Here is a 15,298-nt window from a genome sequence, read left to right on the forward strand (position 1 = left end):
GATCACGCTTCCACGCTGAGCTCGACGCGGTCGAGCTCTTCCTCGACCAGATGGAAGGCGTCGTCGCCGATCGCCTCGGTGCGGCGCAGATTGAGCAGCGCCTGGCGGGCCGCGGCAACGGCGCGGCGGCGCAGCGGATCGGCCGGCAGCTCGCGCGAGAACAGGCCGCCATCGGGATCGCTCTCGGCACGCATCAGCACGGCGCGGTATTCCAGTCGCAGGATCTCGGCTTCCTCCGATGGGTCGGCGTCGATCTCGTCCAGCGCGGCACGGAAGGCCATGCTGCGGGCGTGCGCGGCCTCGCGCCCGACCGGATCGTCGTCGTCGAACTTCATCGCCATGATCAGCGGCCGCAAGGTCAGGCCCTGGATCACCAGCGAGCCCAGCACCACGGCGAACGCCGTCAGCAGGATTAGGTCGCGATAGGGAAAATACTCCGGCAGCGCGAACGCGGCAGCCAGCGTGACGATGCCGCGCATCCCGCACCAGGACACGATGATGCCGCGCTTCAGGTCCGGCACCGCTGCCACGATATGCGCGGGCAGCACGCCGCGCGCCTTCAGGGCACGCAGGAACGCGCCATAAGGCATCACCCACAGGATGCGGGCGATGATCACGACGGCGAGGATGGTGCCGGCGAAGGTGCAATACTTCCAGCGCACGTCATCGTCGAGCTCGGCCCAGATCGGGCGCAGCTGCATGCCGATCAGCATGAAGGCCAGCACGTTGAGCACGAACACGACGGTTTCCCACACCGCATAGGACGATACGCGCAACCGCGCCGAGGTGCGGCCCGGCGCGGTGCGGGCGATGGTGATCGCATAGGCGATGATGGTGAGGATGCCGGACAGCCCGACATGCTCGGCTATGATCCACACCATGAAGGTGCCGCCGAATTGCGTGATGATCGCGCTCGGCGCCTCGGTGATGCGGCGGGTCACCATCATCCAGAGCTGCGCGAACAAATAGCCGGCGGCGAGGCTGCCGAGCAGCGCCACCGCAAGCGCCGGCACGAATTCGCGCACCTTCATGTGCTCGGCCGCGACCAGGCCGACGGCGACGCGATAGACCAGCAGCGAGCTTGCGTCGTTGAGCAGGCTTTCGCCCTCGAGGATCTTCTGGATCCGGTAGGGCAGCTTGACCTGGCGCAGGATCGCGGTGGCCGCGGCCGCGTCGGGCGGGGCGACGATGGCGCCGAGCGCGATCGCGACCGGCCATGGCATGTCCGGCCGCAGCCAGCGCGCGACCACTGCGACCGCCACCGTGGTGACGCCGACCGCGACCAGCACCAGGGTCGAGACCGGCAGCCAGTTGTTGCGGAGGTCACGCAGCGAGGTGTCGAAGGCGGCGTCGAGCAGCACAGGGGCCAGGAACAGCGCCAGCGCCAGTTTCGGTTCCAGCGCCCAGGACGGGCCCGACGGCAGGAACGCCAGCGCGACGCCGCCGATCGCAAGGAAGGTCGGATAGGGCACCTTGATCTTGCGTGCCAGTGCCGACAGCGCCACGGCCGCGAGCAGAAGCCCAATGATCCATTCGAATGTGAGCAAGCCTGACCCCCGTGCAACCGATCGTCGCCATTGACGTATAATCCGGTGTGTGGTTTGGCGGCAAATCGTGTGCTGCCGATGGACCGGATCGCTGGTTCGAGAGCGGGAGAATGACACCTTGGCTGCGATGCGGATGCGACGCAACTTGACAGGTCTCGCGATGGCGCTGATCTACGCTTGCCTGTCATGCGCATTCGGGATCGATGCCGCGCGCGCAACGGGCAGCGAGCCGGGCAAGGACGTCCAGGCTGACCCTGGCCCCTGCATTGCCGCCGTCGCAGCGGCCGATGACGACAAGACCGTCGACGTTTGTAGCGCGCTGATCGACAACGAGAAGGTGACCAAGGCCGATCGCATCAAGGCCTTGACGGCGCGCGCTGCCGCCTACGACCGCAAGCAGCTGATCGATCGCGCGATCGCCGATTACGACACCGTGCTCAGGCTCGATTCCTCGCTCGCCGATGCCTACAATGCGCGCGGCGAGCTGTGGCGCCGCAAGGGCGATCGGCGCAAGGCGATCATGGATTTCGGCGCGGCGGTCAAGCTCAGCCCCGATCACGCCGCCGCCAAGGCCAATTACAAATCGCTGTCGCTGGAGCTGGAGCGGATCGGCGCCATGATGGCGGTCGCCGGCAAGCCCAGCTTCGATTGTCGCAGGGCGCGCAGTGCGGTGGAGAAGGCGATCTGCGCTAATGCCGCGCTTGCCGATCTCGATCGCGAGATCGGTGCCGCGACGTTTCGCGCGGTCCGCGCCGCGCAAGACCCGCACCAGGCGCGCGAGCTGCAGCGCGTGCAGGATCAGTTCATCGCCCGCCGCAATGCCGAGTTTGGCAAACCGGGCTACGATCTGGAGAATGAGATGCGCGAGCGGCTGCAGCAGGTCAACGGAGCCGACGGCCGCTAGTGCCAAGGTCGGTGCGATTCCGGCTTGAATTATTGGGTCGTCGCATGACAATGACCCTCAAACAGAGTTGCCATCCGTCGTCGTCATGCCCGGCCATGACGAGAAGAGATGCGCTAGGGAGAAGCACGATGACCATCCAGCAGCAAAGCCGGTATCATGAGGTGTACGCCCGCTCGCTGCGGGACCCCGAGGGGTTTTGGGCGGAGGCTGCGCGCGAGATCGACTGGATCGAGCCGGCCAGGAAGGTCTACGATCCCACGATGGGCGCCTACGGGCGCTGGTTCACCGGCGCCGTGGTCAACACCTGCTACAACGCGCTCGATCGCCACGTCGCCGGCGGCAGAGCTTCCCAGGTCGCGCTGATCCACGATTCCACGCTCGCCAACACGATCACCAAATTCACCTATGCCGAGCTTTTGCGCGAGGTGCAGGCGCTGGCCGCGGTGATGCAGGATTTCGGCGTCGCCAAGGGCGACCGCGTCATCCTCTATATGCCGATGGTGCCGGAGGCCGTGGTCGCGATGCTCGCCTGCGCGCGGATCGGCGCGGTGCACAGCGTGGTGTTCGGCGGCTTCGCGGCCAAGGAATTGGCGAGCCGGATCGACGACGCGAAACCGAAGCTGATCTTCTCGGCAAGCTGTGGGCTCGAGCCCGGGCGCATCGTGCACTACAAGCCGTTGCTCGACGAGGCGATCCGGCAGGCGGGCGCGAAGCCGGACGCCTGCATCATCCTGCAGCGGCCGCAGCACGGCTGCGAGCTGACCGCCGGTCGCGACCATGACTGGGCGGCGCTGCGCCGCGCCGCGCGCGATGCCGGCAAGGCCGCGCCCTGTGTGCCGGTTCTCGCCACCGATCCGCTCTACATCCTCTACACCTCCGGCACCACGGGCATCCCGAAGGGCGTGGTGCGCGACAATGGCGGACATCTCGTCGCGCTGAAATGGTCGATGCACAATCTCTACGGCGTCAAGCCCGGCGAGGTCTGGTGGTGCGGCTCCGATATCGGCTGGGTGGTCGGCCACTCCTACATCGTCTATGGCCCGCTGCTGCATGGCGCGACCTCGATCATGTATGAGGGCAAGCCGGTCGGCACGCCCGATGCCGGCGCGTTCTGGCGCGTGATCTCGGAGCACAAGGCCGTGGCGCTGTTCACCGCGCCGACCGCGTTCCGCGCCATCAAGAAGGAAGACCCTGAAGGAAAGCTGATCGGGAAGTACGACCTGTCGCGCTTCCGCACCCTGTTCCTCGCCGGCGAGCGTGCCGATCCGCCGACGGTGGAGTGGGCGGAAGCGCAGTTGAAGGTGCCGGTGATCGATCACTGGTGGCAGACCGAGACCGGCTGGTGCATTGCCGGCAATCCGGTCGGTCTAGGCCAGCTCCCGGTCAAGCACGGCTCGCCCACGGTGCCGATGCCGGGCTACCAGGTCGACGTGGTCGACGAATCTGCCAAGCCGCTGCCCGCCGGCACCATGGGCTCGATCGTGATCAAGCTGCCGATGCCGCCGGCCTGCCTACCGACGCTGTGGCAGCAGGACGAACGCTTTCGGGAAGCCTACCTCTCGGAATTCCCCGGCTACTACAAGACCTCGGATGCCGGCTACAAGGACGCGGACGGCTATGTCTGGGTGATGGGCCGCACCGACGACATCATCAATGTCGCCGGCCACAGGCTCTCCACCGGCGGCATGGAAGAGATCCTGGCCTCGCATCCCGACGTCGCCGAATGTGCGGTGCTCGGCATCCGCGATGCGATCAAGGGCGAGGTGCCCTGCGGCTTCCTGGTGCTGAAGGCCGGCGTGACCAAGCGCCCTGACGATGTCGAGAAGGACGTCGTGGCGCTGGTGCGCGAGAAGCTCGGTCCGGTCGCCGCGTTCAAGCTCGCGATCACGGTGGCGCGGCTGCCCAAGACCCGCTCCGGCAAGATCCTGCGCGGCACCATCAAGAAGATCGCCGACGGCGAACCCTGGACCATGCCGGCGACGATCGAAGACCCGAAGGTGCTCGACGAAATCGGCGAGGCGCTGAAGGGGAAGGTGTAGCTGCTTGAGGTGGAGAGAGCGTGCCGTGTGGCACCCCTCTCCCTAACCCTCCCCCGCAAGGGGGGAGGGAACCCATCCGCCGGTGCTTTCCTCACGTCAGTGCTTCCGCCAGTCGTGCGTAAGGTGAGCACGCCGGTCGGGCTCCCTCCCCCCTTGCGGGGGGAGGGTTGGGGAGAGGGGTGGCCCCGGGCGAGATCATCGACGAGCACACGATCGCGCAACTCGGCAACGCGTCCGGAAGCAAAACGGCCTTGATTTTGATGGATTGCCGGGTCATTCCGGCCTTACGACGCCACGAGCTACGGACCCCCTTGATGCGCCCCTTTTCCGCCCGCGTGCCCCTCGCATTGCTGCTCGCGCTGCCGCTGCTGGCGGGCTGCCTCGAGCGCGGCAGCTCGCCGGTCGCCGAAAGCATGGGCGATGACGATCTGTACTGCCAGGCCAACGGCAAGGTGAAGCAGGGCTCCTCCGAATACATCGCCTGCCGCAAGGACCGCGACGTGCAGCGCTCGAACGCCGAAGCTCGCTCCGATCGCCGCCAGCGCGATCTCGGCGAGTACATGATGAACCATCCGGACGTGCACTGAGCTGCCCAACCGCTCCAAACAAAAAACGCGGCAGGTTGCCCCCGCCGCGTTTCGTCACCCTCGCGAAAGCTCGCGCGGCTTACTCCTCGTCGTCGGCCTTCTTGCCGCCGATGGTCTTCAGCTTGGCGAACACGGCATCGACGTTGAGATCGTCGTGCTTCTCGATCGGCTGATCGTCGAGCTCTTCCCGGCGCGTGGTCTCGGAGGCCGGCAGCAGCGTGGCGCCGCCGTAGACGGTGGTGGCGGGCTTCTCCTTGGCGGCGCGCTGCACCTCGAAGTCGAGCTCGATCTGCGAGCACAGGCCGAGCGTCACCGGGTCCATCGGCGTCAAGGTCGAGGCGTTCCAGTGGGTGCGGTCGCGGACGCTGGCGATCGTGGTCTTGGTGGTGCCGACCAGGCGCATGATCTGGGCGTCCTTCAGCTCGGGATGGTTGCGCACCAGCCAGAGAATGGCGCTCGGACGCTCATGGCGGCGCGACACCGGGGTGTAGCGCGGGCCCTTCTTCTTGGCGGCGGTCGGCAGCACCACCTTGCTCTCCTGCAGCCTGAGGCGGTAGTTCTGGTCGCGCTCGCCCTTTTCGATCTCCTCGCGGGTCAATTGTCCGTTCGAAATCGGGTCCATGCCCTTGATGCCCTGGGCGGCGTCGCCGTCGGCGATGGCACGGACCTCGAGGGGGTGCATTTTGGTGAAATCGGCGACCTGATCGAAAGTCAGGGCGGTATTGTCGACCAACCACACGGCAGTCGCCTTCGGCATCAGCGGTGCGTTGCTCATAGGCAAATCTCCTTTGTGCTTCGCCCACCTCGGTAGAGGCGAAGCTGGTAGTCATCGGTGATGACGGGAATTATGCGCCTATATAGACCCTCGGGGGGGAATGGCGCAATGGGCCAGCAAAATCGCCTTGACAGCGCCCGAAAGCAGTCCCAAGTCCTACCCCGTATTGGCCGTTTCCCGCCCGTCGGCGAGGGGTGATTCGGTCGCGAAATTGCCCCGAGACAGCCCCGAGACGTCCCGATGTCAGCGAAAAAACCCGATCTGAGAATCGTGCTTTGTTCCCCCCGCGGCTTCTGCGCCGGGGTGGTCCGTGCCATCGACACCGTGGAACGGGCGCTCACCATCTATGGCGCGCCGGTCTATGTCCGGCACGAGATCGTCCATAACAAGTATGTGGTCGACAGCCTGAAGACCAAGGGCGCCATTTTCGTCGAGGAACTGGCCGAAATCCCCGACGATACCAACGCGCCGGTGGTGTTCTCGGCCCACGGGGTTCCGAAATCGGTCCCGGCCGAGGCCAAATCCCGCAACTTCTTCTCGCTGGACGCGACCTGCCCGCTGGTCACGAAAGTGCACCGCGAGGCGGCGATCCATTTCAAGCGCGGCCGCGAGATCCTGCTGATCGGGCATTCCCATCACCCGGAGGTGGTCGGCACGCTGGGCCAGTTGCCGGTCGGCGCCGTCACCCTGATCGAGACCGCCGAGGATGCCAAGACCTTCATGCCGAAGGACCCCAACAACCTCGCCTTCGTGACCCAGACCACGCTGTCGATCGACGACACCGCCGAGATCGTGGCGCTGCTCAAGGAGCGCTTCCCGAACGTCAACGGGCCGCACAAGGAAGACATCTGCTACGCCACCACCAACCGCCAGCTTGCGGTGAAGAAGGTGGCGCCGGTGGTCGATGCGCTGATCGTGGTCGGCGCGCCGAACTCGTCGAACTCGCAGCGCCTGCGCGAGGTCGCCGAGCGCGAGGGCTGTCCGGTTTCGGTGCTTGCCCAGCGCGCCAGCGACATCGACTGGAGCCGCTTCGAGGGCATCAAGAGCCTCGGCATCACCGCGGGCGCCTCGGCGCCGGAGGTGATCGTCGAGGAGATCATGGGCGCCTTCGCGGAACGCTACGAGCTTCACGTGGAGACGGTCTCGGCTGCGGAAGAGAACGAGTTCTTCCCGCTGCCGCGTTCGCTGCGGCCCGACGCGGCCGCGGCGGAATAGACCATATGGCGGTCTACACCGACGTTGCCGCCGAAGACCTCGCGGAATTCCTCAAAAGCTACGACATCGGCGAACTGCTGTCCTACAAGGGCATCGCCGAGGGTGTCGAGAACTCGAACTTCCTGCTGCACACCAGCCAGGGCGCCTACATCCTCACGCTCTACGAGAAGCGCGTGGCGGAGGACGACCTGCCGTATTTCCTGTCGCTGATGGGCCATCTCGCCGCGCGCGGCGTCTCCTGCCCGCAGCCGGCGCGCAATCGCAAGGGCGAGGTCTATAGCCGGCTCGCCGGCCGGCCGGCCGCGATCATCAACTTCCTCGAAGGCATGTGGCCGCGCCGGCCGAACGTCGTGCATTGCACCGGGGTCGGCGAGGCGCTGGCGAAGATGCATCTGGCCGGCCGCGACTTTCCGCTGGCGCGGACCAATCCGCTGTCGGTGTCCGGCTGGCGGCCGCTGTTCGATCTCGCCGCCGCGCGGGCCGACAGCGTGCAGGCGGGCCTCTCCGACTTCATCGCGCGCGAACTCGGTCATCTCGAAGCCAGCTGGCCGACGGATTTGCCGGTCGGCGTGATTCACGCCGATCTCTTCCCGGATAACGTCTTCTTCCTCGGCGATCATCTGTCGGGCCTGATCGACTTTCCGTTCTCCTGCAACGATATCCTGGCTTACGACGTCGCGATCTGCCTGAACGCCTGGTGCTTCGAGCCGGATCATTCCTTCAACGTCACCAAGGCGCGGGCGCTGCTCAACGCCTATCGCCGCGAACGGCCGTTGTCTGAAGCGGAGGAGGCCGCGCTGCCGCTGCTGGCGCGTGGCGCCGCGCTGCGCTTCCTGCTGACGCGCCTGGTCGATTTCCTCAATGTCCCCGCGGGCGCGCTGGTGCAGCCGAAGGACCCGCTGGAATATGTCCGCAAGCTGCGCTTCCAGCAGAATGTCGCTGCTATCAACGACTATGGCATCACCGCGGCCGGGTGCGCGGCGTGAGCGACAAGCCGCATGTGATCGTTTTCACCGACGGTGCCTGCTCCGGAAATCCGGGACCGGGCGGCTGGGGCGCGATCTTGCGGTTCGGCGAGGTCGAGAAGGAATTGAAGGGCGGCGAGGCCCACACCACCAACAACCGCATGGAGCTGATGGCGGCGATCTCGGCGCTGGAAGCCCTGAAGAAGCCCTGCGTGGTCGATCTCACCACCGACAGCCAGTACGTTCGTCAGGGCATCACCGGCTGGATCCACGGCTGGAAGCGCAATGGCTGGCGCACCGCGGACAAGAAGCCGGTCAAGAATGTCGAGCTGTGGCAGCGCCTCGACGCCGCGCTGAAGCCGCACGAGGTGCGCTGGCACTGGATCAAGGGCCACGCCGGCCACGCCGAAAACGAACGCGCCGACGAGCTGGCGCGCGAAGGCGTGGCGATGGCGAAGCTGAAGGGGTAACCCCAAAACTGTCATCGCCCGCGAATGCGGGCGATCCAGTATTCCAGAGACAGCAGTCGTAGAGCGAGAGGCCGCGGCGTACTGGATCGCCCGGTCAAGCCGGGCGACGACAGTGTTTTTGGGCCGCCATCTCAACTCGTCATTGCGAGCGTAGCGAAGCAATCCATCTTTCCGCTTGTTGCGGCATGGATTGCTTCGTCGCTTTGCTCCTCGCAATGACGGGTGGGGTTAGAGCTGCCCGAGCAGCGTGTCGCCGCCGGAGACCTCGACCTTGCCCGGGGCGGGCTCCTTGTTGAGCTTCTTCACCACGCCGTCCTCGACCAACATCGAGTAGCGGTGGGAGCGGATGCCGAGCCCGTTGCCGGAGGCGTCGAGCTCCATGCCGATCGCCTTGGTGAAATCGGCATTGCCGTCGGCGAGGAAGGTGGCTTCGTCGCGCTCGTCGGTGTCGCGCTTCCAGGCGTTCATCACGAAGGCGTCGTTGACCGAGACGATCGCGATGGTGTCGACGCCCTTGTTCTTGATGGCATAGGCGTTGAGGAAGATGCTCGGCAGATGCATCTTGTGGCAGGTGCCGGTGTAGGCGCCGGGCACCGCGAACAGGGCGACCTTCTTGCCCTTGAAAATGTCGTCGGTGCTTTTGACCTGCGGCCCTTCGGCGGTCATCACGCGAAACTTGGTTTCCGGCAGCTTGTCGCCAACGTTGATCGTCATGTCATTCTCCCTCGGTGAAGCGGAACCTGTCTTAAACCCGGCAGCGAAACCGCACAATATGAGCTGGCGGAAGAACGGCAATGCCGGATGGTGGTCACCGTTCCGTCATCAGCCGGAAAATCCGCCGCCATCCAGGAAGGCCTGCTCCTCCGGCGTCATGTCCCGGCCCAGCACCCGGTTACGGTGCGGGAAACGGCCGAACCGGCGGATGATGTCGGCGTGGTCTTCGGCGTATTGCAGGGTCTCGGGATTGCCGCCGGCCTTCCGGAAATGCGCGACGCAGCGCTCCTGGTCGGCCAGCTCTTCGGAATGCTCGAACGGCAGATAGAGGAATTCCTGCAGCAGCGGTTCGATCCGCGCATCGACGCCACGGTCGATGGCGCGGCCCGCCACCGCGCGGGCCAGCGGATCGCTGGAAAAGGTCCGCGCGTCGCCGCGAAACATGTTGCGGGGAAACTGGTCGAGCACGATGACCAGCGCGAGCGCCCCGTCGTCGCTCGCCTCCCATGACGACAGCTCGCCCGCGGCCGCGCGCTCCCAAGTGGCGAGGAAACGGTCGCGGACCTCGGCATCGAACGCATCGTTGCGCTTGTACCAGCCGTCGCGCCCGGCCGCGCGCCAGAATGCGAGGATGTCGGCCGGCGTTGCAACGCGCGTGTCAGTCATGTCGTCCAACGCACGCGTCGCCTTGGTTCACGCCGCAGCCTTCTTCTCGTCGCGCAGCTCGCGGCGCAGGATCTTGCCGACATTGGTCTTCGGCAGATCGGTCCTGAACTCGATCTGCTTCGGCACCTTGTAGCCGGTGAGCTGCGTCGCGCTGAACTTGATGATGTCCTCGGCGGTGACGTTCGGATCCTTCTTGACCACGAACGCCTTCACCGCCTCGCCGGACTTGGCGTCGGGCACGCCGATCACGGCACATTCCAGCACGCCGGGATGGCTCGCCAGCACTTCCTCGATCTCGTTCGGATAGACGTTGAAGCCGGAGACCAGGATCATGTCCTTCTTGCGGTCGACGATCTTGGTGTAGCCCTTCTCGTCCATCACGCCGATGTCGCCGGTGCGGAAATAGCCGTCCGCCGTCATCACCTTGGCGGTCTCTTCCGGGCGGTTCCAGTAACCCGACATCACCTGCGGACCCTTGGCGCAGATCTCGCCGGCTTCGCCGAGCGGCAATTCATTGCCGTCGTCGTCGCGGATCGAGAGCCAGGTCGACGGCACCGGAAGGCCGATCGTCCCGGAGAACTCGGTGATCGTCGCGGGATTGCAGGTCAGGGTCGGCGAGGTCTCCGACAGGCCATAGCCCTCCGACAACGCGGTGCCGGTGACCTTCAGCCATTTCTCGGCGACCGGCTTCTGCGTCGCCATGCCGCCGCCATTGGCGATCTTCAGCTTGGAGAAGTCGAGCTTGTCGAAGCCGGGCGTGTTCAACAGGCCATTGTAGAGCGTGTTGACCGCCGGGAAGAAGCTGACCTGATACTTCGACAGCTCCTTGATGAAGCCGGCCATGTCGCGCGGATTCGGAATCAGGAGATTGGTGCCGCCGCACCGCATGCCCAGCAGATAGCACGCGGTCAGTGCGAAGACGTGATACAGCGGCAGCGCGCAGACGATGACCATCTGTTCGACGATCGGCGGCTTGGCCAGCGCCGGCTGCAGCCAGGCATCGTTTTGCAGCACGTTGGCCAGGATGTTGCGGTGGAGCAGGGTCGCGCCCTTGGAGACGCCGGTGGTGCCGCCGGTATATTGCAGGAAGGCGACGTCATCGAGCGTCAGCGTCGGCTTGTTGAGACCGGTGCCGCGGCCGGCCGACAGCGCATCGTTGAAGCTGACGGCGCCGGGAATCGAATACGCCGGCACCATCTTCTTGACCCGCCGTACCACCAGGTTGACGATCACGCCCTTGAGGCCGAGCAGGTCGCCCATGCTGCCGACGATGACGTGCTTGACTTGCGTGTTGGCGAGCACCTTCTGCACGGTGGTGGCGAAATTCTCCAGCACGATGATCGCTTCCGCGCCGGAATCCTTGAGCTGGTGCTCGAGCTCACGCGGCGTGTAGAGCGGATTGACGTTGACCACCGCGAAGCCGGCGCGCAGCACGGCGGCGGTCGCGATCGGATATTGCAGCACGTTGGGCATCATCAGCGCGACCCGCGCGCCCTTCTGCAGGCCCTTGCTCTGCAGATAGGCGCCGAGCGCCGTCGACATCTGGTCGAGCTCGCGATAGGTGATCGCCTTGTCCATGCAGATGAACGCCTTGCGGTCGGCGAACTTCCTGAAGCTCTCCTCCAGCAGCTCGACCAACGACGAATACTGCGTGACGTCGATATCGGCGGGCACGCCGGCCGGATAGTGCTTGAGCCAGATGCGCTCCATGTGGTGCTTCCCCTCTCTAAAGTTCTGCTGCCTGATGTCCCGGTTCGCCTCCGGGTTGTCCGGCCTTCGGCCAGCGTTATTTTCGGCAGTATTGAGCGATGCCGCGGCTGATGGCAAGCCGCTGCGCGCTATCGACGCGGAGGGGGAGTGTGAGCTGCGTTAACCGGCCGGCTTGGCGTCGGGCTTGGCTTCGGCTTTGGGCTTGTCGGCAGATTTGGGCTTCGCGGCCCGCTTGGCAGGGGTCGCCGGCTTGTCGGCGGCGCTCGGCTTGCTTGCGGCCGGCTTCGCAGCTGCGGCATCCGGCTTCGCGTTGGCATGGCGTGCGGGCTTGGCCGCGGCCGACTTGGCGTCCGATTTCGTGTCGCCTTTCGCATCCGCTGCCGCATCGGGCTTCTTTGCTGCCATGCGGCTGCGCTTGCCGGCTTTGCCGCGCTTGGCCGGCTGCGCCTCCTTGCTGTCGGCCTCGACGGCGGCGACCAGCGCCGCGCCGGTCTTGGTCGGACCGGTATAGACCACGACCGGCTCGGACGGCGCCGGCGGCAGGTCCAACAGCTCCGACGGCTTCGGCATCGCGGCCTGCAGGCCGCTCGCGAAGAAGGTCATGTTGCCGCCGCCCTCGCTGGAGCTGCCGGCGGTGTTGCTGGCGACGCTGTCTTCGTCCTCGTCGCTCGCCGGCCGCTTGTGCCTGGGACCGCACATCTCGTCGCGCAGGTTCGGCGGCGAGGCGTCGATCGGCGCCAGATTGTCCACGGTGCCGAGCGAGGGGCGCAGCCACGCCAGCCCGTTATTGGCGAAGCCGCGATCCAACAGCTGCGCGGCGCGCACCGCGCGCATGCGGCCCGACGAGGCGCCGAGCACCACCGCGATCAGCCGCTTGCCGTCGCGCGTCGCCGAGGCCACGAGATTGTAGCCGGAGGCGCAGATGAAGCCGGTCTTGAAGCCGTCGGCGCCGGGATAACGGCCGATCAGCTTGTTGAAATTCTGGGTGACGCGGCGGCCGAAGCGGATCGAGGGGATGTGGACGAAATATTCGTATTCCGGCAGGTCGCGGATGATGGCGCGGGCGAGGATCGCCATGTCGCGCGCCGAGGTGATCTGGCCGTCGGCCGGCAGGCCGTTCGGATTGACGTAGCTGGTCTGCGTCATGCCGAGCTTCTGCGCGGTCTGGTTCATCATCGCCGCGAAGCCGTCGATCGAGCCGCCGACGCCTTCCGCCAGCACCACGGCCATGTCGTTGGCCGACTTCACCAGCATCATCTTCAGCGCATTGTCGATGGTGAGCTGGGTGCCGGGCCGGAAGCCCATCTTCGAGGGCGACTGCGAGGCGGCGAGCGGCGATACCGTGACCAGCGTGTCGAGCGAGACGCGGCCGTCCTTGACCGCCTTCAGCGTCACATAGGCCGTCATCAGCTTGCTGAGCGAGGCCGGGTACCACGGCATCGTCGCATTGTCGGCCTGCAGCACCTTGCCGGTATCGGCCTCGACCACCAGCAACGCCTCGGCCGTAGCCATACGCGGCATCGCGATGGCGAGCATCGCGACGGCGAGAGTCCATTTCAACGACGGGCGCAGCAGCGGGCGAAGAAATTGCACGTGTCCGGTTCCGGTCCTTTGAGACCCGCCTGCAGCAGGAGGTCTTTGCAATACGACGTTCGGGTTTCAAGCCTGTCCGGGGCCGCTTTGCGGCGCTGCAAACCCTATACCGGCTTGCCAGTCGAGAACAGAGGCCGGGTCATTAAATCGTGGATGAAAGGGGCTGAATTTCGGCAGCGGCCTCAATTGGAAAGCCGGAATTATGGCGTCCCGTTTTTACCGCTCGCTTGTTGCTGAACCATGAATTGGGCGCGCGCCAGCTCGGCAAAACGGCCGCCTTTCGCCACCAGTTCATCGAAAGTTCCGCTTTCGATCACGCGCCCCTGATCGAACAGCAGGATGCGAGTGGCGTCACGGATGGTGGAGAGGCGGTGCGCGATCACGAAGGTGGTGCGGCCCTTCATCACTTCGTCGAGAGCGGCGTTGACCTTGGCCTCGGTGACGGCGTCGAGCGCGCTGGTCGCCTCGTCGAGGATCAGGATCGGCGGATCCTTGAGCAGCGCACGCGCGATCGACAGCCGCTGGCGTTCGCCGCCCGAGAGCATGCGGCCGCGCTCGCCGGCATGGGTGTCGAACTTCTTGTCGCTGCGCTCGATGAAATCCAGCGCCTGCGCGCGGCTCGCGGCGGTACGCAGTTCCTCATCGGTCGCATCCGGTTTGCCGACGCGCAGATTCTCGGCCAGCGAACGGTTGAACAGCAGCGCCTCCTGGAACACGACGCCGATGTTCCGCCGCAGCGCCGTCAGCTTCATCGCGCGGATGTCCATACCGTCGATCTTGATAATGCCGGATTGCGGATCGAAGGCGCGATGTAGCAGCGCGATCGCGGTGGATTTGCCGGCGCCGGTCGAGCCGACCAGCGCAATGGTCTGGCCGGGCAGCGCGGTGAAGGAGAGATCCTCGATCGCCGGCCGCTTGCCGTCATAGGAGAACGAGACGTCGTCGAACTCGATCAGGCCGGAGAGCCGGCCCGGATCGACCGCACCGGGGCGGTCGCGCACCGCCGGCACCGCGTCGAGCACGTCGAAGAACTCCTGCAACCGCGGCGCTTCCATGAACACGCTGTTGATGAAGCTCACCACCTGCTCGAGTTTCTGGATCAGCATGGTGGCGAACGAGACGAACATCACGATCTCGCCGACCGTGGTCAGGCCCTGGTCGTGCAACGCGATGCCGACGGTGAAGATCGCGAGCACCGTGATGGTGGTGGAGGCCCGGGTGATCACCGTGACCAGTGCCCACCATGACAGCACCGGCATCTGCACCGCGAGCAGCTTGTCGGCGACGAATCGCAGCCCCTGCACTTCGGAATCGATCCGCACGAAGCTCTGCACCAGCGCGACATTGCCGAGCGCGTCGGAGGCGCGCGCCGAGAGATCGCTGTAATAGTTCTCCACCTCGCTCTGCATGCCGTAGGTCTTGCGCACCACCAGGGTGGTCAGCACCGTGAAGACGACGCAGAGGATGAACAAGAGGATCGCGAGCCGCCAGTTGATGTAGAGCGCCAGCGGCAGCAGCACGACCAGCGACATGATCGCCGCGAAATGCTCGCGGAAGAAGCCGAGCCAGAGCCGCCACAGCGCGTCGGTGCCGTTCAGCATCACCTTCATCAGCCGCCCCGAATGGGTGCCGGAATGGAAGGTCAGCGGCAGTTGCAGGATGTGCTCGAAATAGCCGGTCAGCACCGCCTGGCGCTGGCGATGCGCGAGCCGGTCGGCCTGTAGCGCCACGACCGCGCTGCAGGCGATCGTGAACAGACCGAACGCCGCCCAGGCAGCGAGCAGCGGCCATGCCGAATTGGTGGCAAACACGCCGGTCACCGGCCGCCCCGACAGCACATCGACGATCTTGCCGAACAGCACCGGCTCGGCGAATTGCGCGCCGGCAAGCAGCAGATTGGCGCCGGCCAGGATCCAGCCGAGCCGCGCCTCCTTGCCGAGCAATTCGAGCACGCGGGAATAGAGGCGGAGCATGGACATTCCGGCGGGACTCTCAGGCAGCGAACGCCAGTCAGGCGGGACGCAATCTAATCAGGGTTCGCGGTGGAGGGCCAGCGGGCCGCCACCCGCCTCGCTCGTCATGGCCGGGCTTGACCCGGCCATCCACGTCTTTC

At 65.8% G+C, this 15,298-nt stretch carries 13 protein-coding genes; 6 read left to right on the forward strand and 7 right to left on the reverse strand.

All coding sequences use genetic code 11. The features are described 5' to 3' along the window. Positions 1-2: 2 nt before the first annotated feature. Complete coding sequence (locus tag IC762_RS04330) at positions 3-1,547, reverse strand: cation:proton antiporter (RefSeq protein WP_195787416.1); 1,545 nt, start codon at positions 1,545-1,547, stop codon at positions 3-5. A gap of 133 nt (positions 1,548-1,680) precedes the next feature. On the opposite strand from IC762_RS04330, the gene IC762_RS04335 reads away from it, so the two are divergent. The 3 genes from IC762_RS04335 (at position 1,681) to IC762_RS04345 (ending at position 5,077) form a co-directional block, all read left to right on the forward strand. Continuing rightward, positions 1,681-2,451, forward strand: coding sequence for a hypothetical protein (locus tag IC762_RS04335; RefSeq protein WP_433995872.1), 771 nt, complete (start codon positions 1,681-1,683; stop codon positions 2,449-2,451). Between the two features lie 128 nt (positions 2,452-2,579). Then, positions 2,580-4,490, forward strand: coding sequence for a propionyl-CoA synthetase (locus tag IC762_RS04340; protein ID WP_195787417.1), 1,911 nt, complete (start codon positions 2,580-2,582; stop codon positions 4,488-4,490). A 314-nt stretch (positions 4,491-4,804) separates the two neighbouring features. Further along, positions 4,805-5,077, forward strand: coding sequence for a hypothetical protein (locus IC762_RS04345; protein WP_195789990.1), 273 nt, complete (start codon positions 4,805-4,807; stop codon positions 5,075-5,077). Between the two features lie 79 nt (positions 5,078-5,156). On the opposite strand, the gene IC762_RS04350 is transcribed toward IC762_RS04345, so the two are convergent. Further along, complete coding sequence (locus IC762_RS04350) at positions 5,157-5,852, reverse strand: DUF1013 domain-containing protein (protein ID WP_195787418.1); 696 nt, start codon at positions 5,850-5,852, stop codon at positions 5,157-5,159. A gap of 240 nt (positions 5,853-6,092) precedes the next feature. Here IC762_RS04350 and ispH point away from each other — a divergent pair, with 240 nt between their 5' ends. From ispH to rnhA, 3 genes are read left to right on the forward strand one after another with little or no spacing between them, the layout of a single operon-like run. Continuing rightward, the gene (gene ispH, locus IC762_RS04355) at positions 6,093-7,067 is read left to right on the forward strand and encodes a 4-hydroxy-3-methylbut-2-enyl diphosphate reductase (protein WP_195787419.1); all 975 of its coding nucleotides are present in this window, start codon (positions 6,093-6,095) and stop codon (positions 7,065-7,067) included. A gap of 5 nt (positions 7,068-7,072) precedes the next feature. Further along, positions 7,073-8,053, forward strand: a complete 981-nt coding sequence (locus IC762_RS04360) for a homoserine kinase (protein WP_195787420.1) — start codon at positions 7,073-7,075, stop codon at positions 8,051-8,053. Continuing rightward, positions 8,050-8,502, forward strand: a complete 453-nt coding sequence (rnhA, locus tag IC762_RS04365; protein WP_195787421.1) for a ribonuclease HI — start codon at positions 8,050-8,052, stop codon at positions 8,500-8,502. The genes IC762_RS04360 and rnhA overlap by 4 nt, the downstream gene beginning before the upstream one ends. Positions 8,503-8,730: 228 nt before the next feature. Here the strand turns inward: rnhA and IC762_RS04370 are convergent, their stop codons facing one another. The 5 genes from IC762_RS04370 to IC762_RS04390 form a co-directional block, all read right to left on the reverse strand. Beyond that, on the reverse strand, positions 8,731-9,216 hold the full coding sequence (locus IC762_RS04370; RefSeq protein WP_195787422.1) for a peroxiredoxin: 486 nt from the start codon (positions 9,214-9,216) through the stop codon (positions 8,731-8,733). 108 nt (positions 9,217-9,324) lie between these two features. Then, complete coding sequence (locus tag IC762_RS04375; protein ID WP_195787423.1) at positions 9,325-9,882, reverse strand: DUF924 family protein; 558 nt, start codon at positions 9,880-9,882, stop codon at positions 9,325-9,327. Positions 9,883-9,909: 27 nt separating this feature from the next. Further along, entirely contained in the window at positions 9,910-11,592 is a 1,683-nt protein-coding gene (locus IC762_RS04380; RefSeq protein WP_195787424.1) for a long-chain fatty acid--CoA ligase, read from the reverse strand. Positions 11,593-11,751: 159 nt separating this feature from the next. After that, positions 11,752-13,185 carry a D-alanyl-D-alanine carboxypeptidase family protein gene (locus tag IC762_RS04385; protein ID WP_195787425.1) on the reverse strand — a complete coding sequence of 478 codons (1,434 nt, stop codon included), beginning with the start codon at positions 13,183-13,185 and terminating at the stop codon, positions 11,752-11,754. 200 nt (positions 13,186-13,385) lie between these two features. Continuing rightward, complete coding sequence (locus tag IC762_RS04390) at positions 13,386-15,164, reverse strand: glucan ABC transporter ATP-binding protein/ permease (protein ID WP_195787426.1); 1,779 nt, start codon at positions 15,162-15,164, stop codon at positions 13,386-13,388. Between the last annotated feature and the right edge of the window lie 134 nt (positions 15,165-15,298).

This window comes from Bradyrhizobium genosp. L, from assembly GCF_015624485.1.
GTDB lineage: Bacteria > Pseudomonadota > Alphaproteobacteria > Rhizobiales > Xanthobacteraceae > Bradyrhizobium.

Coding starts and splice junctions, on each gene's coding strand:
- IC762_RS04335 (WP_433995872.1), top strand. CDS start 1,681: ATGCGACGCAACTTGACAGGTCTCGCGATGGCGCTGATCTACGCTTGC.
- IC762_RS04340 (WP_195787417.1), top strand. CDS start 2,580: ATGACCATCCAGCAGCAAAGCCGGTATCATGAGGTGTACGCCCGCTCG.
- IC762_RS04345 (WP_195789990.1), top strand. CDS start 4,805: ATGCGCCCCTTTTCCGCCCGCGTGCCCCTCGCATTGCTGCTCGCGCTG.
- IC762_RS04350 (WP_195787418.1), bottom strand. CDS start 5,852: ATGAGCAACGCACCGCTGATGCCGAAGGCGACTGCCGTGTGGTTGGTC.
- ispH (WP_195787419.1), top strand. CDS start 6,093: ATGTCAGCGAAAAAACCCGATCTGAGAATCGTGCTTTGTTCCCCCCGC.
- IC762_RS04360 (WP_195787420.1), top strand. CDS start 7,073: ATGGCGGTCTACACCGACGTTGCCGCCGAAGACCTCGCGGAATTCCTC.
- IC762_RS04370 (WP_195787422.1), bottom strand. CDS start 9,216: ATGACGATCAACGTTGGCGACAAGCTGCCGGAAACCAAGTTTCGCGTG.
- IC762_RS04375 (WP_195787423.1), bottom strand. CDS start 9,882: ATGACTGACACGCGCGTTGCAACGCCGGCCGACATCCTCGCATTCTGG.
- IC762_RS04380 (WP_195787424.1), bottom strand. CDS start 11,592: ATGGAGCGCATCTGGCTCAAGCACTATCCGGCCGGCGTGCCCGCCGAT.
- IC762_RS04390 (WP_195787426.1), bottom strand. CDS start 15,164: ATGTCCATGCTCCGCCTCTATTCCCGCGTGCTCGAATTGCTCGGCAAG.